This is a genomic window from Rhizobium sp. 9140 (genome assembly GCF_900067135.1).
Lineage (GTDB): Bacteria > Pseudomonadota > Alphaproteobacteria > Rhizobiales > Rhizobiaceae > Ferranicluibacter.
Window position 1 is genome coordinate 747,501 of record NZ_FJUR01000001.1, and the last position, 26,178, is coordinate 773,678.

The 26,178-nt window shown below is 63.2% G+C and carries 23 protein-coding genes, 1 tRNA gene, 2 rRNA genes and 2 pseudogenes; 14 read left to right on the forward strand and 14 right to left on the reverse strand.

All coding sequences use genetic code 11. The features are described from left to right. The first annotated feature begins 375 nt into the window (after positions 1-375). The 4 genes from GA0004734_RS03355 (at position 376) to GA0004734_RS03370 (ending at position 3,848) form a co-directional block, all read left to right on the forward strand. Positions 376-3,271: ribosomal RNA gene (locus tag GA0004734_RS03355) — 23S ribosomal RNA — on the forward strand. Beyond that, the gene (locus GA0004734_RS03360) at positions 3,264-3,530 is read left to right on the forward strand and encodes a hypothetical protein (RefSeq protein ID WP_139056217.1); all 267 of its coding nucleotides are present in this window, start codon (positions 3,264-3,266) and stop codon (positions 3,528-3,530) included. Before GA0004734_RS03355 ends, GA0004734_RS03360 begins: the two co-directional genes overlap by 8 nt. 67 nt (positions 3,531-3,597) lie before the next feature. Further along, a 5S ribosomal RNA gene (gene rrf, locus GA0004734_RS03365) occupies positions 3,598-3,712 on the forward strand. Positions 3,713-3,771: 59 nt separating this feature from the next. Then, positions 3,772-3,848 (forward strand) — tRNA-Met (locus tag GA0004734_RS03370). A 489-nt stretch (positions 3,849-4,337) separates the two neighbouring features. Here GA0004734_RS03370 and GA0004734_RS26365 read toward each other — a convergent pair. Further along, a pseudogene (locus GA0004734_RS26365) lies at positions 4,338-5,129 on the reverse strand (IS66 family transposase); the annotation flags it as partial. 55 nt (positions 5,130-5,184) lie between these two features. On the opposite strand from GA0004734_RS26365, the pseudogene GA0004734_RS03385 reads away from it, so the two are divergent. Next, positions 5,185-5,343: pseudogene (locus GA0004734_RS03385) on the forward strand (YecA family protein); the annotation flags it as partial. A 96-nt stretch (positions 5,344-5,439) separates the two neighbouring features. Here the strand turns inward: GA0004734_RS03385 and GA0004734_RS03390 are convergent. From GA0004734_RS03390 to gspG, 5 genes are all read right to left on the reverse strand, one after another. After that, positions 5,440-6,126, reverse strand: coding sequence for a type II secretion system protein GspK (locus tag GA0004734_RS03390; RefSeq protein ID WP_175386204.1), 687 nt, complete (start codon positions 6,124-6,126; stop codon positions 5,440-5,442). Positions 6,127-6,329: 203 nt separating this feature from the next. Next, positions 6,330-7,103, reverse strand: coding sequence for a PulJ/GspJ family protein (locus GA0004734_RS03395; protein ID WP_139056225.1), 774 nt, complete (start codon positions 7,101-7,103; stop codon positions 6,330-6,332). Further along, complete coding sequence (locus tag GA0004734_RS03400) at positions 7,100-7,561, reverse strand: type IV pilus modification PilV family protein (RefSeq protein ID WP_092931193.1); 462 nt, start codon at positions 7,559-7,561, stop codon at positions 7,100-7,102. Before GA0004734_RS03400 ends, GA0004734_RS03395 begins: the two co-directional genes overlap by 4 nt. A gap of 13 nt (positions 7,562-7,574) precedes the next feature. Further along, entirely contained in the window at positions 7,575-7,982 is a 408-nt protein-coding gene (locus GA0004734_RS03405; RefSeq protein WP_092931195.1) for a hypothetical protein, read from the reverse strand. 58 nt (positions 7,983-8,040) lie between these two features. Further along, the gene (gene gspG, locus GA0004734_RS03410; RefSeq protein WP_092935856.1) at positions 8,041-8,484 is read right to left on the reverse strand and encodes a type II secretion system major pseudopilin GspG; all 444 of its coding nucleotides are present in this window, start codon (positions 8,482-8,484) and stop codon (positions 8,041-8,043) included. Positions 8,485-8,586: 102 nt separating this feature from the next. Between gspG and istA the strand changes: the two genes are divergently transcribed. The 5 genes from istA to GA0004734_RS03435 all read left to right on the forward strand — a co-directional run bounded on the left by istA (position 8,587) and on the right by GA0004734_RS03435 (position 13,437). Beyond that, entirely contained in the window at positions 8,587-10,083 is a 1,497-nt protein-coding gene (gene istA / locus GA0004734_RS03415) for an IS21 family transposase (RefSeq protein WP_139056207.1), read from the forward strand. Next, positions 10,080-10,838, forward strand: a complete 759-nt coding sequence (istB, locus tag GA0004734_RS03420) for an IS21-like element helper ATPase IstB (RefSeq protein ID WP_092930036.1) — start codon at positions 10,080-10,082, stop codon at positions 10,836-10,838. Before istA ends, istB begins: the two co-directional genes overlap by 4 nt. A gap of 303 nt (positions 10,839-11,141) precedes the next feature. After that, a complete protein-coding gene (locus GA0004734_RS03425; protein WP_092931197.1) occupies positions 11,142-12,254 on the forward strand; it encodes a PilN domain-containing protein in 1,113 nt (370 codons plus the stop codon). Beyond that, positions 12,251-12,844, forward strand: coding sequence for a type II secretion system protein GspM (gene gspM / locus GA0004734_RS03430; RefSeq protein ID WP_092931199.1), 594 nt, complete (start codon positions 12,251-12,253; stop codon positions 12,842-12,844). Before GA0004734_RS03425 ends, gspM begins: the two co-directional genes overlap by 4 nt. Further along, a complete protein-coding gene (locus GA0004734_RS03435) occupies positions 12,841-13,437 on the forward strand; it encodes a hypothetical protein (RefSeq protein ID WP_139056226.1) in 597 nt (198 codons plus the stop codon). The genes gspM and GA0004734_RS03435 overlap by 4 nt, the downstream gene beginning before the upstream one ends. 30 nt (positions 13,438-13,467) lie before the next feature. Here the strand turns inward: GA0004734_RS03435 and nhaA are convergent, their stop codons facing one another. The 4 genes from nhaA to GA0004734_RS03455 all read right to left on the reverse strand — a co-directional run bounded on the left by nhaA (position 13,468) and on the right by GA0004734_RS03455 (position 17,949). Further along, entirely contained in the window at positions 13,468-14,691 is a 1,224-nt protein-coding gene (gene nhaA / locus GA0004734_RS03440; RefSeq protein ID WP_092931203.1) for a Na+/H+ antiporter NhaA, read from the reverse strand. Positions 14,692-14,897: 206 nt separating this feature from the next. Further along, a complete protein-coding gene (locus GA0004734_RS03445; RefSeq protein WP_092931205.1) occupies positions 14,898-15,719 on the reverse strand; it encodes a bifunctional allantoicase/(S)-ureidoglycine aminohydrolase in 822 nt (273 codons plus the stop codon). A gap of 96 nt (positions 15,720-15,815) precedes the next feature. After that, complete coding sequence (locus GA0004734_RS03450; RefSeq protein WP_175386206.1) at positions 15,816-16,781, reverse strand: HD-GYP domain-containing protein; 966 nt, start codon at positions 16,779-16,781, stop codon at positions 15,816-15,818. 406 nt (positions 16,782-17,187) lie between these two features. After that, complete coding sequence (locus tag GA0004734_RS03455) at positions 17,188-17,949, reverse strand: sulfate transporter family protein (protein ID WP_092931209.1); 762 nt, start codon at positions 17,947-17,949, stop codon at positions 17,188-17,190. A gap of 187 nt (positions 17,950-18,136) precedes the next feature. Here GA0004734_RS03455 and GA0004734_RS03460 point away from each other — a divergent pair, with 187 nt between their 5' ends. From GA0004734_RS03460 to GA0004734_RS03470, 3 genes are read left to right on the forward strand one after another with little or no spacing between them, the layout of a single operon-like run. Next, positions 18,137-19,501: an amidase gene (locus tag GA0004734_RS03460; protein WP_092935858.1), complete on the forward strand. Its 1,365-nt coding sequence runs from the start codon at positions 18,137-18,139 to the stop codon at positions 19,499-19,501. Next, positions 19,498-20,409, forward strand: a complete 912-nt coding sequence (locus tag GA0004734_RS03465) for an ROK family protein (protein ID WP_092931210.1) — start codon at positions 19,498-19,500, stop codon at positions 20,407-20,409. Before GA0004734_RS03460 ends, GA0004734_RS03465 begins: the two co-directional genes overlap by 4 nt. Continuing rightward, positions 20,406-21,119 (forward strand): copper homeostasis protein CutC, encoded by a 714-nt coding sequence (locus GA0004734_RS03470; RefSeq protein ID WP_092931212.1) that lies wholly within the window; start codon positions 20,406-20,408, stop codon positions 21,117-21,119. The genes GA0004734_RS03465 and GA0004734_RS03470 overlap by 4 nt, the downstream gene beginning before the upstream one ends. A gap of 16 nt (positions 21,120-21,135) precedes the next feature. Here GA0004734_RS03470 and nagA read toward each other — a convergent pair whose 3' ends face one another. The 4 genes from nagA to GA0004734_RS03490 all read right to left on the reverse strand — a co-directional run bounded on the left by nagA (position 21,136) and on the right by GA0004734_RS03490 (position 25,063). Beyond that, on the reverse strand, positions 21,136-22,311 hold the full coding sequence (gene nagA, locus GA0004734_RS03475; protein WP_092931214.1) for an N-acetylglucosamine-6-phosphate deacetylase: 1,176 nt from the start codon (positions 22,309-22,311) through the stop codon (positions 21,136-21,138). Further along, positions 22,308-23,339 (reverse strand): SIS domain-containing protein, encoded by a 1,032-nt coding sequence (locus GA0004734_RS03480; protein WP_092931216.1) that lies wholly within the window; start codon positions 23,337-23,339, stop codon positions 22,308-22,310. The genes nagA and GA0004734_RS03480 overlap by 4 nt, the downstream gene beginning before the upstream one ends. Before the next feature lie 63 nt (positions 23,340-23,402). Next, positions 23,403-24,167, reverse strand: coding sequence for a GntR family transcriptional regulator (locus GA0004734_RS03485; protein WP_092931218.1), 765 nt, complete (start codon positions 24,165-24,167; stop codon positions 23,403-23,405). Continuing rightward, positions 24,164-25,063 carry a BadF/BadG/BcrA/BcrD ATPase family protein gene (locus GA0004734_RS03490; RefSeq protein WP_092931220.1) on the reverse strand — a complete coding sequence of 300 codons (900 nt, stop codon included), beginning with the start codon at positions 25,061-25,063 and terminating at the stop codon, positions 24,164-24,166. Before GA0004734_RS03490 ends, GA0004734_RS03485 begins: the two co-directional genes overlap by 4 nt. Positions 25,064-25,273: 210 nt before the next feature. On the opposite strand from GA0004734_RS03490, the gene GA0004734_RS03495 reads away from it, so the two are divergent. Continuing rightward, positions 25,274-26,161: an N-acetylmuramic acid 6-phosphate etherase gene (locus tag GA0004734_RS03495; protein ID WP_092935860.1), complete on the forward strand. Its 888-nt coding sequence runs from the start codon at positions 25,274-25,276 to the stop codon at positions 26,159-26,161. Positions 26,162-26,178 lie beyond the last annotated feature (17 nt).

The window sequence follows — 26,178 nt, forward strand, 5'->3', positions numbered from 1 at the left end:
CGGTTCACTCTTGTCGACGCGCTCCTGAAAAGGGGGTGTTGATGATGGGGGATCGGTTCTGATGGTTTGCCGGTGAGCGTTGCCTGACCGCGCGCTCTCAGACATGATCTCGAGAAGCTGGTCTTAAGATCTGACCTTGCAGTGCACCGGCGTGCCTGCGGATAAGGCTCAGATCGAACACGTCGATGGCATCTTATTGAAGTCTGGTTGTAAAAGGTAACCAGGCTGTTGTTTCCACGCATATCGTTAGCGTGGGAATGTCATTCGCCGCATCTGCAAAGGTGCCCGGATGGCCAGGTTTTGCACCCCTTCGAGCGCAAGCGAGGAGGAAAGGTTTGCAAGACCCAACAAGGGATGAGCATAGGCAATGAGAACGATCAAGTGAATTAAGGGCAATTGGTGGATGCCTTGGCATGCACAGGCGAAGAAGGACGTGATACGCTGCGATAAGCTAAGGGGAGCTGCGAATAAGCTTTGATCCTTAGATGTCCGAATGGGGAAACCCACCTTAAATGCTTGGGAAATCGAGCGTGCCGACGGCACGTGTGATCCGGAATTGGTAAGCAGTGAGCAGTTGGTTTCCATCTGTTTACGGCTCACGACTGACGGCTTACCGCGTCAAGGACGCGCTCGGTTTCCAAGCATTATCAATAAGGTATCTACACCTGAATCCATAGGGTGTAAGAGGCGAACGCAGGGAACTGAAACATCTAAGTACCTGCAGGAAAGGACATCAACCGAGACTCCGCAAGTAGTGGCGAGCGAACGCGGACCAGGCCAGTGGCGATGATTGCTAAAGCAGAACGACTTGGAAAGGTCGGCCATAGTGGGTGATAGCCCCGTATGCGGTGATGCTTTTATCGTCCTAGAGTAAGGCGGGACACGTGAAATCCTGTCTGAACATGGGGAGACCACTCTCCAAGCCTAAGTACTCGTGCATGACCGATAGCGAACAAGTACCGTGAGGGAAAGGTGAAAAGCACCCCGACAAGGGGAGTGAAATAGAACCTGAAACCGGTTGCCTACAAACAGTCGGAGCCATTATTGGTGACGGCGTACCTTTTGTATAATGGGTCAACGACTTAGTGTGACATGCAAGCTTAAGCCGATAGGTGTAGGCGCAGCGAAAGCGAGTCTGAATAGGGCGTTTGAGTATGTCGCATTAGACCCGAAACCGAGTGATCTAGCCATGAGCAGGTTGAAGGTTGGGTAACACCAACTGGAGGACCGAACCCGCATCTGTTGCAATAGATTGGGATGACTTGTGGCTAGGGGTGAAAGGCCAATCAAACTCGGAGATAGCTGGTTCTCCGCGAAAACTATTTAGGTAGTGCGTCGAGCGAATACCTCAGGGGGTAGAGCACTGAATGGGCTATGGGGACTCACCGTCTTACTGATCCTAATCAAACTCCGAATACCTGAGAGTACTACTCGGCAGACACACGGCGGGTGCTAACGTCCGTCGTGAAGAGGGCAACAACCCTGACCTCCATCTAAGGTCCCCAAGTCATGGCTAAGTGGGAAAGGATGTGAGACTCCCAAAACAACCAGGATGTTGGCTTAGAAGCAGCCATCATTTAAAGAAAGCGTAACAGCTCACTGGTCTAATTAAGGGGTTTTGCGCCGAAAATGTAACGGGGCTAAAGCCATGCACCGAAGCTGAGGGTTCTGACGATCCTAACGGATCGCAGAGCGGTAGCGGAGCGTTCCGTAAGCCTGTGAAGGGAGACCCGTGAGGGCTCCTGGAGGTATCGGAAGTGCGAATGTTGACATGAGTAACGATAAAGAGGGTGAGAGACCCTCTCGCCGAAAGACCAAGGGTTCCTGCTTAAAGTTAATCTGAGCAGGGTTAGCCGGCCCCTAAGGCGAGGCGGAAACGCGTAGTCGATGGGAACCACGTTAATATTCGTGGGCCTGGTGGGAAGTGACGGATTGCGTAACTTGTTCTGACTTATTGGATTGTCAGGGCGGGGAAGCGGTTCCAGGAAATAGCCCCACCGTATAGACCGTACCCGAAACCGACACAGGTGGTCAGGTAGAGCATACCAAGGCGCTTGAGAGAACTATGCTGAAGGAACTCGGCAAATTGCACGCGTAACTTCGGAAGAAGCGTGACCCTTTTGTACGCAAGTATGATGGGGTGGCACAGACCAGGGGGTAGCGACTGTTTATCAAAAACACAGGGCTCTGCGAAGTCTTTAAGACGACGTATAGGGCCTGACGCCTGCCCGGTGCTGGAAGGTTAAAGGGAGAGGTGCAAGCTTTGAACTGAAGCCCCAGTAAACGGCGGCCGTAACTATAACGGTCCTAAGGTAGCGAAATTCCTTGTCGGGTAAGTTCCGACCTGCACGAATGGCGTAACGACTTCCCCGCTGTCTCCAGCATAGACTCAGTGAAATTGAATTCCCCGTGAAGATGCGGGGTTCCTGCGGTCAGACGGAAAGACCCCGTGCACCTTTACTATAGCTTTACACTGGCATTCGTGTCGGCATGTGTAGGATAGGTGGTAGGCTTTGAAGCTTGGACGCCAGTTCAGGTGGAGCCATCCTTGAAATACCACCCTTATCGTCATGGATGTCTAACCGCGGTCCGTTATCCGGATCCGGGACAGTGTATGGTGGGTAGTTTGACTGGGGCGGTCGCCTCCGAAAGAGTAACGGAGGCGCGCGATGGTGGGCTCAGAACGGTCGGAAATCGTTCGTCGAGTGCAATGGCATAAGCCCGCCTGACTGCGAGACTGACAAGTCGAGCAGAGACGAAAGTCGGTCATAGTGATCCGGTGGTCCCGCGTGGAAGGGCCATCGCTCAACGGATAAAAGGTACGCCGGGGATAACAGGCTGATGACCCCCAAGAGTCCATATCGACGGGGTTGTTTGGCACCTCGATGTCGGCTCATCGCATCCTGGGGCTGGAGCAGGTCCCAAGGGTTTGGCTGTTCGCCAATTAAAGCGGTACGTGAGCTGGGTTCAGAACGTCGTGAGACAGTTCGGTCCCTATCTGCCGTGGGTGTTGGAATATTGACAGGATCTGTCCCTAGTACGAGAGGACCGGGATGGACATATCTCTGGTGGACCTGTTGTCCTGCCAAGGGCATAGCAGGGTAGCTATATATGGACGGGATAACCGCTGAAGGCATCTAAGCGGGAAACCCCCCTGAAAACGAGTATTCCCTTGAGAACCGTGGAAGACGACCACGTTGATAGGCCGGGTGTGGACGTGCAGCAATGCATGAAGCTTACCGGTACTAATCGTTCGATCGAACTTGATCGTTCCCATTGCCCATGCTCATCGCAAGGTGAAGGCGAAAGCCTTCGCCGGTCGCCGCGAAGGCAAAGCCTTCGTCGGCTCGATCGCATGTTTTGTCCTCACGCTGTCGCGGCTTTGCCGCTTCGGCTCACGGACGGCGCGCCCAACGATGGGCGACGCGCCTTGCGCTTGCCAGACCACAGGGTCTGGGTCACAGGCGTCCGGCAAGCACTCCAAAGACGTGTTCAAATCCAGCGAAACAGACGCCACAGCAAAGTCATAACCGGCTCACTGCTTACAGCTCACCATTCGCCAACAAATCCAGCTTCTCATCGTTTGCCCTTAGCCGACCTGGTGGTTCTGGCGGGGTGGCCGCACCCGTTCCCATTCCGAACACGGCCGTGAAACGCCCCAGCGCCTATGGTACTTCGTCTTAAGACGCGGGAGAGTCGGTCGCTGCCAGGTCTGCTAAAGGCAAACATCAAACAACATCTTCTCAACACAACCTCAGTCCCTTTCCCTTCCGCGGGGTGGAGCAGCCCGGTAGCTCGTCAGGCTCATAACCTGAAGGCCGCAGGTTCAAATCCTGCCCCCGCAACCAAATCAAATCACACCATGAGAACTCATAAAGCCCCCGGCGCTCTCGCGTGCGGGGGTTTTGGCGTTCGGTGCGTTGCACGTTTCCATCAAGCTGAGCCGATAGGGAGAGAGATGAGGACCTTGCACATCCCGCATCTCGTCTCTGATGGCACCTCACCGTCGTAGACGGCTTGCCGCGGAAAATCGGGCAGGGGAGGCGGAGCATGCATGCGGAAAATGTTTGTTCCCGGGCGTGAGCCAAAGCGGGAGACACCTTCCTTCCAACACCACTGAAGCGCGTTCGTCAGGCGCATCTCAAAACCTCTGTCGGTTCATAAGGGAGTTCCGCCACGGGTGGCGCAAGCCGCCTCGCCTGCTGCTCGTCACCCTTCTGCTTCCGTCATCCCGATGACGTGGCTTCTCTCCTCCGTCGGTCTCCGGAAACGCAGATGTGACGGATAAACGTCGCCCGATCCGTTCGCTGCCCGCTACCTCGAACATCATTGAGGTCGCGGGCAGCGTGGCCCTGCTGGACCGAAGAACGGTCGAAACACCGAACATCCGGGCGATGGCCGTCCATCAGGGTCTCGACCACGACGGCATCGCGTGTCGGGGCGGCTTGACGGATGATGGCCTCGCTGCAGTGGGACACCCATTGATGGGAATTGCTCGCCTCGACCCGCACACCGATTTCATCCGACGCCACGACCGCCGCCCGGCGCAGGGAGGCGATGGCAACATCGCGCTCGGCGACGAATGTTCCTTGGCGCCGGCGCAGCATATTCATCAGGCCGCCTTGGCCGACGGTCAGTCCGAACAGGTTGGCGACCGCACCTCGAAGCTGCTCGTAGGACGGCGCCTTAAAGGTCATGAGATAGGTCGCCACAGCATGCAGCCGCAGTCCGATCGGCATGCCCTTGGCCGCATCCGGCACGGGCGCGGCGTTGAGCATGCCGCAGGACGGACGATACCGCCAGACGCCGGTGGCGCTCGACGAAGGGCTTGATCTCCGGCAACTCGATGGTCTCATGCTCGCTGACGACCGACACGGGAAAATCGTGTCCCAGGACCGTTCCGCAGCACGCGCATTGATCGGCACGATGATCGACGACGCGATCGACATGAGCGGTTATCACCCGGCTGTGCCGTTCATGACCAGGCTTGGCTCCGCCGGGCTCGGGTCGTTCGCGCTGTTCCTTGCGATCCGTCGACGGCGGCTTCGAGGATGCGCCCGACGCTGGATCTTCAGCACCAGATCGATCAGCTCTTCCTTCGTCAGACGTTGCAAATCACCGCGGTCCAGACCAACAGGAATTCCGTGGTTGCACGCTTTGACAAGGGGGTGAGTAATTACCGCCCTCCGAGGTCATGCCGTCACTGGGGATATCACCGCACCCATCCGCAAGCTCGGCGAGGCAGAACGGAAGGCGACCAGCCAGGATGCTGCTGACGTCGCCTGGGCACTCGTCAATATCCGGACCTACTTTATACCGAAGCGGGCAAAGCGGAAATTCTGACCGAGCACCAGAAGCCTAGTCCGCCAATCACAATAGCCGTGGGCCATTCGTTGCGCTTACTGTCGATCAGCCCACCACGATCAACCCTGCGAGCCCTCATTTCCCGAGTGCATCCTGATCCCAGGCGAGCACCTGAAACGGCGAAGTGGAATGGGCGCCTGCGGACAAAACGGCGGTAACGCCGACCTCAGGGCGGTTTCTTTCCAACATAAGTTCGACGACGACACGATATGTTCGCGGTGGTTTCGTGTCGATCTGAGATGCCGCGACGAGCACGAGGTTTGCTATGGCCTGATCGGTTTCTGCCGCCTTCTTCCGCCGAAGCACGACGATTTCTCGAGACGTGGTTTTACCGATTCCGGGAATGGCCGCCATGAGAGGCTCCGGCGCGAAAAAGGCTGACAATCGGCCTGTAGGGTTGAAGACTGTGAGAAACGGGCGAAGCCGGGCGATGTCGTCTCGCGCCATGCCTGGGAGGAAGGCGATATCATCTAGGGCGCGAAACGGGGCGTTGCGGGCGCGCTGGCCGGGCGGTGGGTTGGCTGCTGTGTCGGGGCTGCCCGGTTGTGGCGTCTCCCCGGGCTCCCGCCAGTCGATGACCCTCGACGCGAAGACCTCCGGGCGCATGGTGGTCAATCCTGAGGCCCGATAGGCCGCGGCCAGCAGGTCCTTTCCGGAACCGTTCAGGTCCACCTTCCCGGCATCCGAGTTGACCCGTAATGTGACGACGCCCGCATCGAGCCGCAACTGCTGACCATCAATACTTTCGAGCGGGCGTTTCAAGATGAAAAGTTGATATCCGGCGAGCGCCACGGCCGACTGGAGAAGCGTTTCCCGCCGAAGATCGCGGCTGGCGAGATGCGCGGTATCCGTTGCAGCGCGTCCGAGCAAAAGAAGTGCGGCGACCAGGCTCGAAAGCAGGGCGACGACCGCGAGCACCGAGATGAGGATATAGCCGGAATGTCCTTGAAGGCGTGATGGACCTCTCATGGTCGAACGTAGCGCTCCCAGCCCCGGCCGTCATTGGGATCGATCGGCGCTGCACCTGCCGGTGATCCATTCTCCGGCGTGGACGGATCGTCAGGAACGAGGCTGCAGATTCCCTGTCCGGGTGCAGCGCATCCGGGTTCGGCATCGACGCGGATAGGTACGCGGACGCTCCCATGGAGCTTTCCGCGCGAGTCCGCCAAGGCGATGCGAATGGCAACCGGCATGGCGCGGCGGCCGGACCAGCGGTCTGTCAGGGCTTCTTGTCCGTTGGGAAGGCGTGAGAAATAGGCAAAGCGCACCGTATAGCCCTGTTGGAGAAGCGTGGCGGTCGCTGTCTCGCGGTCCATAACGGCATTTATATCGGTCGCATCCGGCGGAAGCGAACGTTCCTCGTCCCGCAAATCCGGGCCAACACTGGTCAGGATGACGAGGCGGCTGCCCGTAGCCGCTTCGGACGCCTTCGGGAAGCGGGCGAAGATCAAGGCCGTTTCCGTCCCCTCGAACACAAAGCCGGCTCCGGCACCTGCCCAGCGTTGGGGCGTCATGGTCTCGATCCTGTCGATCAGCGTGGAGAAGATGCGGCTTGTTTCCTCGATCTGTTGTGACGTCGAGGCGGTTCGGTCCGAGGCGCGCAGGACGAGCGAAACCAGCGATCCCAGAGCTACGAGGAGGAGCGCACCGATGGCCATCGCCGTCAGGGCTTCCACAAGCAGGAAACCGGAGGTCGGTGATCCCGGTCGCGGTGGTCGTGGAGACGAGGCGCGCGTCAAGGTGCACGCTCTTCCGGACGCGCATCTTCGGCGGTCGAAACCCGAATGAGCCGGATGGTCTCAAGGCTCACCACCGCTTCGCGACGGGCATTGAGCGACCAGCTGCTGCGCGGCGGAAGGGGCACGGTCACCATCATCCGGCGCGGTGTCCAGTCCACCGGCTTGCCCTCGGCATCCGCCGCCGTGGTAAACGGAAGGGGAAGAGGTTCGTATCGGATCGACCATGAGAGGCCATCCATGACACCGGCCTGGATGCCGTCGCCGGGATCGCCGCTGATGGGCGCCGTCATCAGCGATCGCGCCACCCGTTCCGCGCGCAGACGATCCTGGGCGCGACGTGTCCCCTCGATGGACGCCATCACAGCCTGCTGGATTGCCAGTGTGCCGAAGGCGAGCACGAGAAACGCCACAAGCACTTCGATCAGGGTGAAGCCACCCTGTACGCCGCCTTTGCGCATCGGAGACGTTGTTTTAGCGTGGCGCAACGGATGCCCCCAGGATGCGGATCATGGCGGTCGGTCCGGAAATGGCGATGCGAATGCGATCGCGTCCGGCGCTCAGCGCCAGCTCGCCGCTGGTCGCCCGTCCGTCTGGAAAGAATTGAAAGCCGGACGACCGCGCGGGCGAAAGGTTGAGCGCCATCGTCGCGGGCAGGGCGATCTCGCTTGTCGTGCGCGCGGATCGAATGCGTCCAGCATCGATAAAGACGGTGGTGGGACGCCCGGAGGCGATGGCCGCATTGCGCTCCATGCGCAGCAGCGCGACGATTTCGAACGCTTTGGAGCGTAGCGCCGTTGCGCCGGTTTGCGTACGGACGAGCGGCAATCCCAGCGAAGCGAGAAGGCCGAGCACGACGAGAGCCAGCACGACCTCGAGCATCGCGAAGCCGCCCCGTCTGTCACGCGAGATGGGGCGAGGCGTACGCGAAAAGCTACGCCTATTGGCTGACGATGTCGGCATCTGCGCCGCTCCCTCCGGCGACGCCATCGGCACCATAGGACAGGATCCGGTAGGGCGCCTTGTCGCCCGGAATGGAATATTGATAGGCATTGCCCCACGGGTCGGACGGCACGGCCTGCTGTTGCAGGTAGGGGCCGTTCCACCCCTGGGCCGAGCCCGGCCGCACGACGAGCGCGGACAGGCCTTCGCTCCTGGAGGGATAGCGGCCCATATCGAGATAGAAGAGGTCGAGCGACGACTTGAACGAACTCAGCTGCAAGGCCGCCGCGCGCGTGCGCGAACTGGTGAGGTAGTTGAGGACGCGCGGACCGACGAGACCCATGACGAGGCCGAGGATGACGAGGACGACGAGGAGCTCCACCAGCGTGAACCCCCCGGACCGGTCCCGGCGCGCTGGGCGCTGAGAGCGGCGGTGCAAAATTAGACCACGGTAGCGGCGGGATTGTCCCGCTTCGGGCGGCGTAAAAGTCGGCCACCTATTTCTCTTCTGCAATGAGCGCAGGAGGGCCTGGGGATCTATACCGTGGAATTATATCTGAAGGTTCGACTGGCTTGCTCGGAAGGCATGAGCCGGCGTCAGGCTGCAAAGCATTTCAACATATCGCGCGACAGCGTTTCCAAGATGCTGTCCTATTCGACGCCACCTGGCTATCAGCGACAATCACCGATCCGGCGGCCCAAGCTGGATGCGTTTGTCTCGACGATCGATCACTGGCTGGACGAAGACAGACAAGTGCCGCGCAAGCAGCGCCATACGGCCAAGCGGGTGTTTGACCGGCTTCGAGACGAATGCGGGTTCACTGGCGGCTATACGATCATCAAGGATTACATGCGCGAGCGGGATCAGCGCCGCCAGGAAGTGTTCGTGCCGCTGTCGCATCCGCCCGGCCATGCGCAGGCCGATTTCGGTGAGGCGATGGTGGTCATCGGCGGTGTCGAGCAGAAGGCGCATTTCTTCGTGCTCGACCTTCCGCACAGCGACGGCTGCTACGTGCGGGCCTATCCGGCGGCAGTGGCCGAGGCCTGGGTCGATGGCCATGTCCATGCGTTCGCTTTCTTCGGCGCCGTGCCGCAATCGATCGTCTACGACAACGACCGTTGCCTGGTGGCGAAGATTTTGCCTGACGGCACCCGCAAGCGCGCGACGTTGTTCAGCGGCTTCCTGTCCCACTACCTTATCCGGGATCGCTATGGCCGTCCCGGCAAGGGCAACGACAAGGGGAACGTCGAGGGTCTCGTCGGCTATGCCCGGCGCAACTTCATGGTACCGATCCCGCAGTTTGCGACATGGGAGGCGTTCAACACCTTTCTGGAGGAGCAGTGCCGGAAGCGCCAGCGCGACAGGCTGCGCGGCGAGAGCGAGACGATCGGCGAGCGCTTGCGGCGCGATCTGGCTGCCATGCGCGCCTTGCCAGCCTCGCCATTTGATGCCTGCGACCAGGCAAGTGCCAAGGTGACGGCGCAGTCGCTGGTGCGCTACAAGACCAACGACTATTCCGTCCCGGTCGCCTATGGCCATCAGGATGTGTGGGTGCGCGGCTATGTCAACGAAGTGGTCATTGGTGGCCGTGGCGAGATCATCGCCCGCCATCCTCGGTGCTGGGAACGGGAAGACGTCGTCTTCGATCCTGTCCATTACCTGCCGCTGATCGAGCAGAAGATCAATTCGCTGGATCAGGCAGCGCCCCTCCAGGGCTGGGACTTGCCGCAAGAGTTCGCTACGCTGCGCCGGTTGATGGAAGGCCGCATGGCCAAACACGGCCGGCGTGAGTACGTGCAGGTCCTCCGCCTGCTGGAGAGCTTCGAACTCGCCGATCTGCATGCGGCGGTGAAGCAGGCGATCCAGCTTGGCGCCATTGGCTTTGACGCCGTCAAGCATCTGATCCTGTGCCGGGTGGAACGCCGGCCGCCCAGACTGGACCTGTCCATCTACCCGTATTTGCCGAGGGCGACGGTCGAGACGACATCGGCGAAGGCGTATATGCGTCTCCTGTCGTCGGATGCGGGAGAAGTCGCATGAACACCCAAGCACCCGAGATCCTTCTCACCCATTATCTCAAAACCCTGAAGCTGCCGAGTTTCCAGCGCGAGTACCAGAAGCTGGCCCGGCTGTGCGCCACCGAAGGCGTCGATCATGTCGGATACCTCACCCGGCTTGCCGAGCGGGAGATGATCGAACGGGACCGTCGCAAGGTCGAGCGTCGCATCAAGGCGGCCAGGTTCCCGGTCGTCAAAAGCCTCGACAGTTTCGACTTCGCCGCCATCCCAAAGCTGAACAGGATGCAGGTGCTGGAACTGGCGCGCTGCGAATGGATCGAGCGCAGGGAGAACGTTATCGCTCTCGGCCCCAGCGGCACGGGCAAGACCCATGTGGCGCTCGGCCTCGGCCTGGCCGCCTGCCAGAAGGGCCTGTCCGTTGGGTTCACGACAGCGGCCGCACTGGTCAGCGAGATGATGGAGGCGCGCGACGAGCGGCGTCTCATCCGGTTCCAGAAGCAGATGGCCGCCTACCAGCTGTTGATCATCGATGAACTGGGCTTCGTGCCGCTGTCAAAGACCGGCGCGGAATTGCTGTTCGAGCTGATCTCGCAACGATACGAGCGAGGCGCGACCCTGATCACCAGCAACCTTCCTTTTGACGAATGGACGGAAACCTTGGGGTCCGAGCGCCTGACCGGCGCTTTGCTCGACCGCATCACCCATCACGTCAGCATCCTCGAGATGAACGGCGACAGCTATCGTCTCGCCCAAAGCCGCGCCCGAAAGGCCGGCTGACGCCCTTCGAAAATCGCAACGCGCGCATGAGACCCCCGCTCGGGCCTAAGCCCTCCCGGCGGTCTCATGCGCGCGCCACAAGTGGCCGACTTTTGCGCCGCCGCGTGGCAGGATTTTACTCCGCCGTTGACAGGAGAGATCCGGACCCCGCCGTGATCGCCCGCCAGGCGGAGGGGCGGGGCATGACCTCGATGCTTGAAGATGGGCTGGCCAAATGCGCCGAGGGCATGACCACCATCGACGAAGTGATCAGGGCGACCGGATGAGGCGCAGGGTCTTGTCTTACCATAAGGCGGCGCGCTCATGAGCGGCATCCTTTCCCGCATGGTCCGGCCGGCAAGGCCGATGCTTTCCGCCTTTGTGGATGCCGTCGAGCCCGTCTTCGTGGCGCTTGCGCCGGGCGCCCGATGGATCGCCGTGGAGGTCTCGGGCGATCGTCGCGATCCGCAGATGGCGGCAGAGGCGGCGGGCATGCCGCCCTCGTCCGGCGACCTGGCGTTCTACCGGGCCTCGCGGCGCGGCGCAGTCTTCCTCGGCCATGGCAGCAGCCTTCCCGAACCCGTCCGTCGGGCGTTCCGCAGTCGGGCGAATGCGGAGACAGAATTGCGCCTGCAGGCCGATCACGTCGTGACGACCCAGATCAAGGTGCCGATGGAAGCATCCGGCTTTGCTGCGCAGATCGTGGCCAGCCGCCTCGACAGGCTGACGCCCTGGCGATCGGAAAAGCTGCTGCACGGTTTTCATGTCGCCTCGAAACCGGGCGGCGATGGTCAGCTCACCGTCGACGTCGTCGCGACCTCGCGCGAGATCGTGGCGGCCGGCGTCGCCCGGCTTGCAGCCTTCGGCCTGGTGCCCTCGCGCGTCGGATCGGCAGGTGAGCCGATCGAGGAGCGTCTGCGTATCGATCTTCTCAACGGCGAGAACGATACGCTGCGCAAAACCCGTCGCAGACGCATCGCGGCGGGCACGCTTGCCGTCCTCGTCCTGACCCTCGCAGGCTTTCTCGCGTCGATCGCAGCACTTTCGATGAGCACGAGCGAGGTCGCGGACGCACAGGCGGGGCTGGATGCAACCCGCCGCAAGATGGTGGGGGCTTCCGGCAGCGGCGGCATTCGCGAGCGCGAGGCGGCTATGCTGGAGGCAAAGACTCCGGAGCAGGCGAGCTTTGTGCTGATCGACCGTCTCGCAACCATTCTTCCCGACACGACCACGCTCGACGAACTCGACATCCTGCCGCAGAGCCTGCGGCTCGCCGGCACATCCACCGAGGTCTCGTCTCTCGTCGCGATCATCGAGGCGGAACCCGCCCTGTCGCAGGCGAGCTTTGCAGCTCCGGTAACGCGGCAGGAGGATGGGCGCGATCGCTTCGACATCTCCGTCATTCGCGCGGGCAAGGACGGAGCGCCCGCACCATGACCATCGCGCCGCCACGCATGCAGGCCCTTCGCCTCTCGGCCATCCTCGTCTTCATCGGCTTGCCCGCGCTGTTCATGACGCTGGGTGTGCTGAATTATCTCCAGATAGCCGAGGATCGCCTTACGGTGGAGGAGGCAACCCGTCAGGCCGCCACGCTGGAGCGCCGACTTGCGAGCATTCCGGCTTCGACCGGAGATACGACACCAAGCCTCACCATCGAAAGCCCCTCGCGCACGGCCGCCATCGCACGGCTGCAACAGACCATCCTCGATGCCATCGCGGCCGCTCCCGGCCGGATCATCGAGACGGCAGCAAGCGAAGGCGACGTGGCCGAGGGCGAGGGAAGCGACGAGATCGCCGTCACCACGACCTTCGATGTCGACAATGATGGCCTTCTCCGCCTGCTCTACCGGCTGGAAAGCGGTCTGCCTCTGATGACGGTCGAAAGCCTCTCGATCCGCCGTCTTCCCGATGCGGGAGAGACAAGCTCGGGCGATAACGGGCAGATCCTGCTGCGGGTGGATATGGCGATCGGCGCGCGGTGGACGCCGGAGACAGTGCCCGAAGCGGGTGCGGAGACCGGTTCGTGATGTGGAAGCTCCGACCGGCATCATCGTGGCAAAGCCGCCTTCGCCTGCACGGCGTCCCGCTGCTTCTGGCGGCAGGTCTCTGCACGGGTATCGTCGCCACAGGCAGCGGGACTGCCGCACAGGATGTGCCGGTGCCGGAGGCAGTTCAGGCACAGAACATCAATCCAAATCCGCTGTCGGCAATCGACCCCGCATCTCTGACCGGGTTCCGCGACCGGCCCCTGTTCTCCCCCAGTCGGACCCGCCCGCCCGATCCGGTGACCGAACCCGTCTCCGAGGCGGCGGAGCCGCCGACCGAACAGCCATCGGAACCGATCACCCTTCAACTCCTCGGCGTCATCGGCACGCCGGAGGGCGTGAGCGCGCTTGTGCGCGACGAAAGCGACGACACGCGGCATGTGCTGCGAACGGGAGACCTCTTTCGAGGTTGGTCCGTCCTCTCAGTCGATGGTCGGGAGTTGGTGCTCGACAAAGACGGGGAGACGATGCGCTTACCCACCTTCAAGCCGTCCGAACAGGTCCTGGATGATGAGACGCCGAATGGCGACACGCAATTGATGCCGGATCTCGAAGGTTCGGCTGCAACGCCCTGAACGGATCGCGCGTGAACCGGCCGATGCCTGTCAGACGCCCGGATGCGTTGCCGACATAGGCTCCCGCCGGTTCGTGAGGCGCAGAATGGTGTAGCCGAGCAGTCCCGCAATCAGCGAGCCGATCAGGATGCCCACCTTGACGCGGTCCTGCATGTCAGGATCGGAAAAGGCGAGGAGCCCGATGAAGAGGCTCATGGTAAAGCCGATGCCGCAGACGAGCGAGACGCCGAAGGTCTGGCCCCAACTCGCTCTTGCCGGCAGGTCCGCAAGGCCCGCCTTGACGAGGATCAGCACGGTGCCGAACACCCCGATGCACTTGCCCAGCACCAGCCCCGCGGCGACGCCGAGCGTTACCGGCTCCACGAGCGCGGCCAGACTGACATGGGCGAACGAAACGCCGGCATTGGCAAAGCCGAAGATCGGTACGATCACGAAGGCGACCGGCTTGTGGAGCGCATGCTCCAGCCGGTGCAGCGGCGACGTATCGGGCGTGGCTTCCGGTGTGCCCGGCGTACGGCGGATCGGGATGGTCAGCGCCAGAATGACACCGGCAAGCGTGGCATGCACGCCCGAGGCGAAGACGAGCACCCAGAGCACCGCGCCGAGCGCCAGATAGGGCAGCAGGCGCTGCACGCCTGCGCGATTGAGGGCCACCAGCCCACCGATCACGATCGCTGCGCCGCCAAGCGCCATCAGGTTCATGCCCGAGGTGTAGAACAGGGCGATGATCACGACGGCGCCGAGATCGTCGATGATGGCAAGCGCCGCAAGGAAGATCTTCAGCGAGGCCGGCACGCGTGGGCCGAGCAGCGAGAGAACGCCGAGCGCGAAGGCGATATCCGTAGCCGACGGTACGGCCCAGCCATGCACGGCCACCGGATCCCGGTAGTTGAAGGCGATGTAGATCAGCGCGGGAACCGCCATGCCGCCGGCAGCCGCCGCGCCTGGGAGAATGCGCCGGCTCCAGGTGGAGAGTTGCCCGTCGAGCAGTTCACGCTTGATTTCGAGTCCGACGACCAGAAAGAAGGCGGCCATCAGCAGGTCGTTGATCCAGTGCTGCAGGCTCAGAGGCCCGATATAGATGTGCAGCGCGCCGAAATAAGCCTCCGCCAGAGGCGAGTTCGCAGTGAGAATGGCAAGCAGCGCCACCCCCATCAGCAGAAGGCCGCTCGATGTTTCGTTGTCGAGAAAGGCGCGGACTGTCGACTGGATGCGGCCCTTGGAAACGGCGGTCGAAGCGTGGCGTTCGGTCATGATTTCGGCACCTCGAAAAAAGGTTGACACAGTCTCCGTAGATTTTCGGGTAGCCGAGGGCGCACGCAGCACACGCCCACTGTGTTATACGGGCCGCAGATCCGCAGGACCAGCACTTTCGGGTCGTCGTCCTGACTGCGGACCCTTACGCTGTACAGGGCGAAGATGCCTTCGATCGGCAATGGGTCAGCCCGATGCTCGTGCCTCTACCAGAGCTTGGTGTGGCGGTTGACGTCCTTGTAAAGCAGGTAGCGGAAGCGGCCGGGGCCGCCGGCATAGCAGGCCTGCGGGCAGAAGGCGCGCAGCCACATATAGTCGCCGGCCTCCACCTCCACCCAGTCCTCGTTCAGCCGGTAGACCGCACGGCCTTCAAGCACATAGAGCCCGTGCTCCATCACATGCGTCTCGAGGAACGGAATGACGGCGCCCGGCTCGAAGGTGACGATGTTGAGGTGCATGTCGTAGCGCACGTCGTTCGGATCGAGGAAGCGCGTCGTCGCCCAGCGCCCGTCCGTGTCGGGCATGGCGCTGATCTCGCAATCGTCTTCGTGTGTGAAGACGGCGGGCGGGGGCTCAAGCCCTTCGACCACCTCGAAGGCCTTGCGCACCCAGTGAAATTTCGCCGGCACGCTGCCCATATTCTTCAGCGTCCAGCGCCTGCCGGCGGGCAGATAAGCGAAGGACCCGGTCCGCAGGGCCTTCTCCTCACCCTCGAAGGTGACGATCATCTCGCCATCGACCACGAAGATGGCAGCGGAGGCGCGTACATCGGGTTCCGGCTTGTCGCTGCCGCCGCCCGGTGCAACCTCCATGATGTATTGCGAGAATGTTTCGGAAAAGCCGGTCAGCGGGCGCGAGATGATCCAGGCGCGTGTACCGGTCCAGTGCGGCAGCACGCTCGTGACGATGTCGCGCATGACGCTGCCGGGAATAACGGCATAGGCCGTGGTGAACACCGCTTTGCTCGAAAGCAGTTCGCTCTGGCCCGGCAGGCCGCCCATATTGGAAAAAAGACGCGTATTCTTCATCGGCTCGCTGGTATCCGTCCTGATTGTGACGGCGACACCTTAAAACGGTCCGGCAGGGAATGAGAGGGTTTTCTTCGCGAAAACGCGCTTTGGCTGTCAGGCCACGCCCCGGGTCAGTTCCGAATCCAGGCTGAGAATGAATTTCCAGAGCAGCTGGGTATCGAAATGGTCGCCATGCTGCAGCATCCAGGACAGAGCGGTGGCAGACGACCACGGCTTCTTGTAGGGGCGCACCGAGGTCACCGCCTCATAGACGTCGCAGATCGTGCTCATGCGCACATAGATCGAGAGTTCACCGGCGGGGATGCCGTCCGGATATCCCTTGGAGTTCATGCGCTCATGGTGATGGCGACAAATGTCGAGCACGACACCCGGCAGATTGCCTTGCCGCTTGAGAATATCATGACCGATGGCTGGATGCTGCATGACGATCTCGCGTTCCTCTGCGGTCAGGACGCTGGCCTTGTTGAGGATTGCGGTGGGGATCGCCAGCTTGCCGATGTCGTGCACCAGCCCTGCGAAACCGAGCACACGCACCAGCGGCTCCTCGAAATGGAGGTGGCGGGCGAAATGCACGAGCAGGGCCGATACGGCGACGGAATGGACGAAGGTAACTTTGTCTTTCGATTTCAGCCGGGTGATGTCGAGCAGAATGGCCGGGCTGTTGCCGATCTGGGTCGAGATGTCGCCGACGATCTCGGACACGCTCTCGATGTTGATCGGTTCGCCGCATCGGCTTTCTATGAACACGGCTTCGAGCCGTTTGACCGAGGCCTGGACGACCCTGACCGTCGCACGGCGTTCGTCGAGCAATGCTTTTGGGGGAGGGGGGCTACGCGGTTGCGAACTGTTGGCGAAGCTGCGGTTCGACCCGTCGACGTCAACGCCTTTGGCAAGGTTGATGTAGATGCCGGTGATCCGGCTGTTCTTGATCAGGTCGACCTCTGTCTCCGAACGCAATAGAAAACGGCGCTGGCCAAAGGGGTTGTCCTGCCAGGCGCCCTCGAGCGACTCGATGAACATGCCGACCCGGGCCTCGTGCCTCTCGATACGCTTCACCATGATGTCGCCCCTCGATGCCTCCTTGTCTCTCGCAACACGCACGCACATGTCAGCGAGCGCTTGTCTTACCCCGCCAGCAGCGAGAAACCGTATGACGTTATAGTCACAGATTTTTAAGACATCACTAAGCCGGGTAGACAAATCTGAGGGTTCTACTTTTCCGACAGTGTAGAAAGGCAAGGCGACGGAGAAAGTAGCAAAAGCGACTATCACTCTTGAAAGTTGTTTTGCAGCTGCGAGAAGCCTTTAACTTGCCGATTGTCACAGAAAGAGGTCGGAGATGGTCAGGCCTTATCTAAAGGCACCAGCTTCCGCGATGGTGTAAACCGGCGACATTTCCGGTCTGCCTTCCACCGCGACGCGTTCGGCAAGGAGGCTAAGCGCAGGAATTGCTCGACGACGCCACTCAAAGAGGCGCGTTCTGCAAGGGCGGCCGCACCGATGGGCGGATGCGGGGGTAGCCGAACTCGGGGTCACGCGCAGACAATGCCTTGTGCAGATGCACCATCAGCCCGGCCGCAAAGAGCGGGGTCAAAAGGTTGACGATCGGGACGGCCAGAAAAGCGGCAAGCAACAGGCCGGCCATGAAGATCGTCGCGCGATGCTTGGAGCGAAAAGCCCGGGCCTCTTCCGGCGACCGGAACCGCATGGCGGCGAATTCGAAGAATTCCCGGCCGAGCAGGTAACCGTTGACGAGGAAGAAGGCGACGAGATTGATGCCGGGCACCAGCAACAGGAACAGCGCAATCAGGTTGCCGACAAGCACGATCCCGAGAAATTTCAGCGTTCCGCGGATCGCCTCGCCCATGGGCAGCGCGCGGCCCGCCGGCTCGTCCGGGTAATCCCGTTTCTCGATCACCTCCGCGACGTCGTCGAGAAAAAGCCCGGCGATCAGCGCCGTGACGGGTGCAAGCAGCAGGGCAAGGCCGAGCGCAAGCCCGATACTGGCGAGAATGATGAGGATGAAGGTGAACCAGCCCGCCCATTCCGGCGTGCCCGGCAGCATCTCGGTGACGAGAGGAGCAACGAAGTAGACGAAGCTTTCGCGCAAGGCCAGCCAGAGCAGCACGAGCGCAAGGATCGTCAGGCCGAGCGTCTTCCAGAACGCAGCGCGCGTCTCCGGCGCGAAGAGATTGGCAAACGACAGGCGGGCAGCGTGAAAGATCATCCGGCGGCTCCAGAGCTTGTGCGTGTTGCAGTGCGAAAGACCATGTAGAGCGCTTGCCCGATCCCCGCAAGACGATGCCGGCAGAGCGACCCGATCCCCCTTTTCCGAAGTGCAGAAATCTCCGCGGCCGATTTTGGTTTACGCTGGAATGCAGTAGGAGAGAATGGACATCTCGCCGGAGCGCATCATGAACGATATCAGGACGGACCTCTCCGTCGCCAGCCTCGCCGTCCTTCTCCAGAACGGCGCTCTCGACCCGGTCGATTTAACGGAAACGGTACTTGCCAGAATCGCTGCCGCCGACCCGGCGATCTTCACGGAAGTTCTGGAAAAGCGTGCCTTGCAGGAAGCGGCAGCTGCCGGTGCGCGCCTGAAGGCCTGCCGGTCGCTCGGTCTTCTCGATGGCATTCCCGTCGCCTGGAAGGACCTGTTCGACACGCGGGGTGCGGTGACGCGGGCAGGTTCCGTCGTTCTCGATGAAGGCCCGGCCGACAAGGACGCTGCCGTCGTCGCGGCACTCGCTGCCGTCGGCATGGTGGCGGTCGGCCGGACGAATATGAGCGAATTCGCCTTCTCGGGCCTCGGCATCAATCCGCATTTCGGCACGCCTGCCAATGCGGCCTCCACCGACGTGCCGCGCATTCCCGGCGGCTCCTCCTCCGGCTCGGCCGTGGCCGTGGCGGCAGGTCTCGTGCCGGTGGCGATCGGCACAGACACCGGCGGCTCCATCCGCATTCCCGCCGCCCTGAATGGCATCGTCGGCTATAAGGCGACGCGCGGCCGTTATTCCATGAACGGCGTCTTTCCCTTGGCCGCGAGCCTCGATTCGCTCGGCCCCCTCTGCCGGACGGTGCAGGATGCCGTCTGGGTGGATGCCGCGATGCGCGGCGTCGGCATGCCGGAGGCCGGTCGCGGAGAGATCGACGGGCTGACGCTCGTCGTGCCGCAGACCGTAATGTTCGACGGGGCCGAGCCCGCCGTCGTCGCGGCCTTCAAGGCGGCGCTCGCGCGCCTTGCCAAAGCCGGAGCCCGCATCGAGCGCCGGACGGTGCCGCTTTTCGCCGAGGTCTTCGAGCTTTTCGCCCGGCACGGTGCGCTCGTCACGGCCGAGGCCTTCGCGCTGCATCGCGAGCGGCTGGCAGGTCCGGATGCGGCACGGATGGACCCGCGCGTCGTGACCCGCACGCGCATGGGCGAGAAAACCACCATGGCCGATTACGTCGCCCTGGCCTCCGCCCGCGCAGGCATGATCGCTGCTTTCTCGGCCATGCTGGCCCCTAGCGAATTGCTGGCCCATCCGACGCTGCCTCATGTCGCACCGCCCATCGCGCCGCTTCTGACCGATGACGCGCTGTTCGTGGACACGAATTTCCGCACGTTGCGCAACACGCTGGTCGGCAATTTCCTCGATGGCTGCGGCATCTCCATTCCCTGCGGCATGGGAGAGGCCGGCATGCCGGTCGGTTTCCTGCTCTCGGCGCCGCAGGGCGAGGATCGCCGGCTCCTGTCGGCCGCACTGGCCGCCGAACATATCATCCGGGGTGAGGCATGATCGTCTGTTTCGATATCGGCGGCTCCGCCATCAAGGGTGCCGTCGCCACCTCACCTGACGATATCCGCCCGCTGACGCGCCGGCCGACGCCGCTTCACGACTTCGATGCCTTCGTGGCGACGCTGGAGGAGACGTTCGAGGAGGCCGGCATCCGGCCCGAGCGGATCGCTTTGTCGATTGCCGGCGTGGTCGATCCCGAGACCCAGGCAATCACGGTTGCCAACATTCCCTGCCTGCACCAGCGGCCCCTCGCCCGCGATCTCGGCGAACGCCTGGGGATGCCGGTGCTGATCGCCAACGATGCCGACTGCTTTGCGCTGGCCGAAGCGGGCCTCGGCGCCGGGCGCGGACACCGCATCGTTTTCGGCGTCATTCTCGGCACGGGCGTCGGCGGTGGGCTGGTCGTCAATGGCCGCCTGATCAACGGTGATGGCGGCTTTGCCGGCGAGTGGGGCCATGGTCCCGCTGTCGCCGCCATGGCCGGCAATCCCCCGGTTGCCATCCCGGCCTTTCCCTGCGGCTGCGGCCAGAGCGGTTGCGTCGATACGATCGGGGCCGCGCGCGGCATGGAGCGCCTTCACCAGCTTTTGCATGCGGAAACCCTGCCGAGCCACGACATCACCGCGCGCTGGCAGGCGGGCGATGCCGGTGCCGCCCGCACCATCGAGGTTCTGGTCGATCTCGTATCATCGCCTCTGGCGCTCGCGATCAACATAACCGGCGCCACCGTCGTGCCCGTCGGCGGCGGCTTGTCGGGCGTCACGCCGCTGATTGCGGCCATCGATCAGGCCGTCCGCGCCCGCATCCTGCGCACATTCGAACGGCCGCTGGTCGTGCCCGGTGAATGCCGCATCGAGCCCGGCCTGATCGGTGCTGCCCTTCTCGCTCTGACCGGAGATGCCCGATGAGCTCTGTTCTCCTCGAAGTCTGCGTCGATGACGCCGCCGGCCTTCTGGCCGCGGTGGAGGGCGGCGCCGACCGGATCGAGTTGTGCTCGGCCCTGTCCCTCGGCGGCCTGACCCCGACCGAAGGTCTCATGCAGCTTGCCGGCCGCATGTCCGTGCCGGTCTATGCGATGATCCGCCCGCGCGCCGGCGATTTCGTCTTCGACGAGACGGAGATCGCCATGATGGAAGCGGAGATCGACGCGGCGCGGCGAGCCGGGCTTGCCGGCGTGGTGCTCGGCGCGAGCCTTGCCGATGGGAGCCTGGATGCCGCCTGCCTCGCCCGTCTCGCCCGTCGCGCGGATGGCGTGGGCCGAACGCTCCACCGCGCCTTCGACCTCGTACCGGATCAGATGACAGCGCTCGAAACCGCCATCGATCTCGGCTTCGAGCGGATCCTGACCTCGGGTGGCGAGAAGACGGCAGCCCAAGGTATCGCTGCCATCACGGATCTCGTGCGCAAAGCTGGCGGACGCCTCTCGATCATGCCGGGTTCCGGTGTCACGCTGGCGACCGTGGGGCCGTTGCTCGCCACCGGCGTCTCGGAGGTTCACGCTTCCTGCTCGGCCTCGGTTCCCACGGCCGATAGTCGTCTCGTGGAGCTGGGTTTTGCGCCGGAGACGACGCGCCGTACCGACGCCCGTGTCGTCAGGGCGCTGAAGGCAGCGCTCTGATCGAGATAGCCTGTTCTCAGGCCGAAAACACGGCATGGCCGGCAATATAGGTCGCGACCATGTCGAGGTCTTCCGTCAGGAGGACGAAATCCGCATCTAGCCCCGGCAGTAGCCGGCCCTTGGTGGCCGACAGGCCGATGGCGTCGGCCGGATAGGCCGATGCCATGCGGATGGCCTCGCCGAGCGGCAGGTCGAGCGTCCGGTGGACGAAGCGCACGGACGACAGCATATCGATATCGGCACCGGCAAGCGTTCCGTCGGCAAGCGTCAGCCGGCCGTCCCGGCGGAAGATCTCGCGCCCGTTGAGCAGGAAGCCGGTCTGGTCCGAGCCGATGGTCGACATGGCGTCGGTGACGAGGAAGATCCGGCCCGGGCCGACCTTTGCGCGCAGCGCGATGTTCATCGACACCGGGTCCACGTGAAACCCGTCGGCGATGATGCCGGCATACAGCGTGCCAAGATCAAGCGCCGCGCCGACGCAGCCGGGCTCGCGATGCCCGAGCGGGCTCATGGCGTTGAACAGGTGGGTAACGGTGCGCGCGCCGGCCAGCGCATAGGTCGCCACAGTCTCGTAATCCGCGGCGGTATGGCCGAGGCTGACGGTGATGCCGGCCTTGCTCATGGCGGCCACCTGCGCGAGCGTCGTATTTTCAGGGGCAACCGTGACCATCACCGCATCGAACAGCGAGGCGCAGGCGAGGATCACGTCGAGATCGTCGGCTTCCATCGGCCGGATCAGGTCAGGATCATGGACCCCCTTGCGCGCCACCGACAGATGCGGGCCTTCCAGATGCAGACCGATGAAGCCGGGAACGCCCTCTGCCCGCGCCTCCCGCCCGGCAGAGATCGCAAGGGTGCGGATGTCAGGCGTATCTGTGATCAGCGTCGGAAGGAGGGCGGTCGTGCCGAAGCACGCATGGGCCGCGCAGATCGTGCGGATTGCCTCCGCGCTCGGCGCATCGTTCAGCAATGCCCCGCCGCCGCCATTGACCTGCAGGTCGATGAAGCCGGGTATGAGCAGGTGTCCTTGGGCCGAAACCGTCGCGATCCCTTCAGGCAGAGCCTCCAGTGCGACGATGCCGGTGACGACGCCGCCGCCGACGAGAAGCGCCTGTCCGGCGTGCCAGTCCTGCCCGTCGAAGATCCGGGCGCCGATGACGGCGAAGGCCGTTTCGTCGCGCTGTGCGTTCATCGCGTTTCCGTCACTTTCTTCAGCGCTGCCGGCTGATCCGGGTTGAAGCCCTTGGCACGCGACCATGCTTCCACGAAGCCGTAGAAGGGCAGGATGAGGCAGAGCGCGTCGGTGAGGGGATGGCCGGTGGCCACGAAGGGCAGCGGTGCGGCGCGCCCATGGGCCTCTGCCGTCAGGAACGCGCGGGCGCCCTTGCCCGCGAGATCGTCGAGAATACCGGTCACGGACGCCTCGGCCGCATCGCGCGCGGCAAGGCCGAGAACCGGAAAGCGCTTTTCGACCAGCGCCACCGGCCCATGCAGCACCTCCGCTGCGGAATAGGCCTCGGCGTGCAGGCCGGATGTTTCCTTGAACTTCAGCGCCGCTTCGCTGGCTATGGCGAGCGCCGGGCCGCGACCGAGCACGTAGAGCGAGTCGGATGTTCCGATGCCGTCGAACAATGCGCTCCAGTCGAGCGTCACGGCGCGGGCGAGATGCATGGGCAGGTCGCGCACCGCGCGTTCGAGGTCTGCGTCCCGTGTCCAGGCCGCGAGAACGGCAAGGCCGGCGATAATCGAGTTCACGTAGGATTTCGTCGCGGCAACGGCGATTTCCGGGCCGGCCATGATGTGCACCGGATGCGTGCTTGCCTCGGCAATCGGCGATGGCAGCGTGTTGGTCAGCGCGATGGTGACGGCGCCGGCCTTGGTCGCGGTGTCCGCCATGGCGACGATATCAGGGCTCTTGCCGGACTGCGAGATGGCGATGGAGCCCGCCCCCGCCAGCGCCATCTTCGCGCCGTAGATCGAGGCGAGCGACGGCCCGAGAGAGGCGACCGGCCGGCCGGTGGTCAGCTCGATCGCATATTTGAGGAACAGCGCGGCGTGATCCGAGGACCCGCGGGCGATGGTCACGAGAAAGGCGGGGTCGTGTGCCGCAAGCGCGGCACCTGCAGCATCGAGTGCTGCGCGCGAACCCTCGAGAAGCCGGGCGGCGGCCTCCGGAATCTCGTTGATCTCGCGGCGCATATGGGTCTGTTCGGTCGTCATGTCGTGCGTTTCCTTCAAGGCCGTCTCTTTTGTGTCGGGCCGTCTTTGCGTGTCGGGCCGTCTTCAGGTGTCGGAAAGGCTGAGTTCAGCCACGAAATCATAGGCATCGCCGCGATAGAGCGAGCGGGTGAACTCCACCACGCGGCCGGATGCGAGATAGGAAATGCGCTCGATCGACAGGCTCGCCGCCCCACTGCGGACGCCCAGCATGGTGGCGTCTGTGTCTTTCAGTTCGCAGGCCGAGATCCGCTGAACCGCGCGCACAGGGCGGGCGCGCGTCTTGTCGAGTTCTGCGTAAAGCGACGTCGTGACCCGCATCGGATCCGGCAAAAATTCGGCCGAGATGCTGGCGCGCTCGATGGCAAGCGGCATATCGTCGGCAATCCGCAGACGACCGAGGCGGGCAACGAGCGCGTCGGCCGGCAGGCCGAGCGTCATCATTTCGTCCGGCGAGGCGGCAAAGAGGCCTCGCTCGATCCACTGGGCCTGTGTGGTCAGCCCGCGACGCGCCATGTCTTCGGTAAAGGAGGTGAGGCGGGAGAGGGATTGCTGCACGCGCGCCAGCGGCTTGACGACGAAGGTGCCCGAGCCGTGACGGCGCACGAGAAGCCCGTCGCGCACGAGGTCGTCCACCGCCTTGCGCACAGTCACCCGGCTGATATTGGCATATTCGGCAAGGTCGCGCTCCGGCGGCAGCGCGTCGCCATGGCTGAGCCGGCCCGACTGGATCGCCTCTTCCAGCGACTGGCGCAGCTTGAGATATAGCGGTCCGGCCCCCGCGCCCTGCAGGCCCTCGAGCGGCAGCAGATGCGACAGATGATCGCTCATTGCGCCGCCTCCACGTGGGCCGAAGACGGATCGGATGTGAAGCGCTGGACCGCGAGCGCAACGGCTCCGGTAAGCGCATCGGTCGTCGGCTCCAGGATCTCGACGCCCGGCCGCTCCGTGAGCCACGGCCTGTAGAGCGACGCGAGACCGCCGACGAGGCAGAGGGTGCGAACCCCGCGGGTGACGATGGCGTCGAGCGTCTGGTCGATGTGTCGCGCGGCCATGCGGACGAGTTCGACGCCGACCGGATCCCCGACTGCAGCTGCCGAAAACACGCTCGGTGCGAAGCGGCCATAATCGGCGGGATGCGCGGTATGGGCAAAGGCGATGATGGCCGCGGTCGAGTGGCCGAACTCTGCAAGCACCGTCTCTGTCAGCGGAGAGCCATGGCGAATGCCGTCATAGGCAAGCAGCGCCTCCTGAAGAAGGCCTTGCCCGAGCCGGGCACCGCTGCCAAGATCACCCACCTTGAAGCCGTGACCGCCGAGCATGGAGACCGTGCCCTGTTGCCGAATGCTGTAGACGGTGCCCGTCCCGAGGCTTGCCACCGCGCCATCGCGGTCGCCCAGCGCGCCCTGAAGCGCGATCAGCACGTCGGACACGATCTCGGCTCTGGCAAAGGGCAGGCGTGCGGCAATGAAGGAGACGGCGTCTGCCACATTGTTGCCGGCGAGACCGAGAACGGCCACGGCCGAGGCAAGCCCGGACACGGGAAGGCCCGCCTCTTGAAAGGCAGCCTCTGTTGCCAGCCGGATATGAACGAGTGCGGTTTCCGGATCAGTCAGAATATTGGCGGCGCCGCTGATGCCACGGCCGATAATACGGCCGTCCGCAGCGGCCACCGCCGCCCGGCACCGCGTACCCCCACCATCGATTCCAACATGAAAATGATCCATGGACAACCTCCGGCGCGATAATACCAAAAAAGGACCATTTACCAAGGTGAAAATCAACAAAATTCAGAAACCTAATTTTACAATGAAATTACAAGACAATAAGCCTAGGCCATCCTCGTACTTATGACAGATCTCTCGGCGCCGTCTTGATTTTCTCCGTTCCATTGGTATTCATTTGGACTTGTTTTTAAGGAGGTTCGCGTGGCGGACATGACGGAAGAGCGCCATGCAGAGGCACGGGACATCGACGTCAGGGATACGGTCTCGGTCCTGAAGCTGCTGGCGGAAAGCCAACAGGCGGCGGCGCGGGCGGTCGATGGTACGCTGGAGCCGCTCGCGGCTGCGGCGGGTCTCGCCACGCAGGCGCTGCAAACCGGCGGACGGCTGATCTATGCCGGCGCCGGCAGTTCGGGGCTGATGGCCATGGTCGATGCGCTCGAACTGCCCGGCACCTATGGTTTGGCGCCCCATGCGGTCGTCGTTCTGCTCGCCGGGGGCGCGGCAAGCCTTGCCGACCTCGCGGGTGGCTACGAAGACGATCACGATCTCGGTGTCCGCGATGTGGAGCATGCGGGCGTCGGAGCCGGGGATTGTCTGGTCGTCGTCTCTGCCAGCGGTTCGACGCCGTATGCGCTCGGCTGCGCGGCTGCGGCGCGGGCCGCCGGTACAAGCGTGGTCGCGATCGCCAACAATCGCGGCGCGCGGCTGTTCGAGACGGCGGATATTGCCGTTCTCCTGGAAACCCCACCCGAGGTGATCTCCGGATCGACCCGCATGGGTGCGGGGACGGCGCAGAAGATCGCGCTCAACATGTTCTCCACCATGGTCGGCATCGGGCTTGGCCATGTCCATGACGGGCACATGGTCAATCTGCGGCCCGACAACAGGAAGCTGCGCCAGCGTGCTGCCGGCATGGTTGCCGATATCGCCGGGATCGACCGGGCCACGGCGGAGCGGCATCTCGAGGCGGCTGACGGCTCGGTCAAGATCGCCGTTCTCCTGGCATCCGGCGTTGGCCGCGATGTCGCACAGCAGCGGCTGGATGCGGCAGGACAGAGCCTGCGGCGTGCCCTTGCCCTCGGCGACGGACGGGGCTAGCCTCCGAGCGTCCCGGA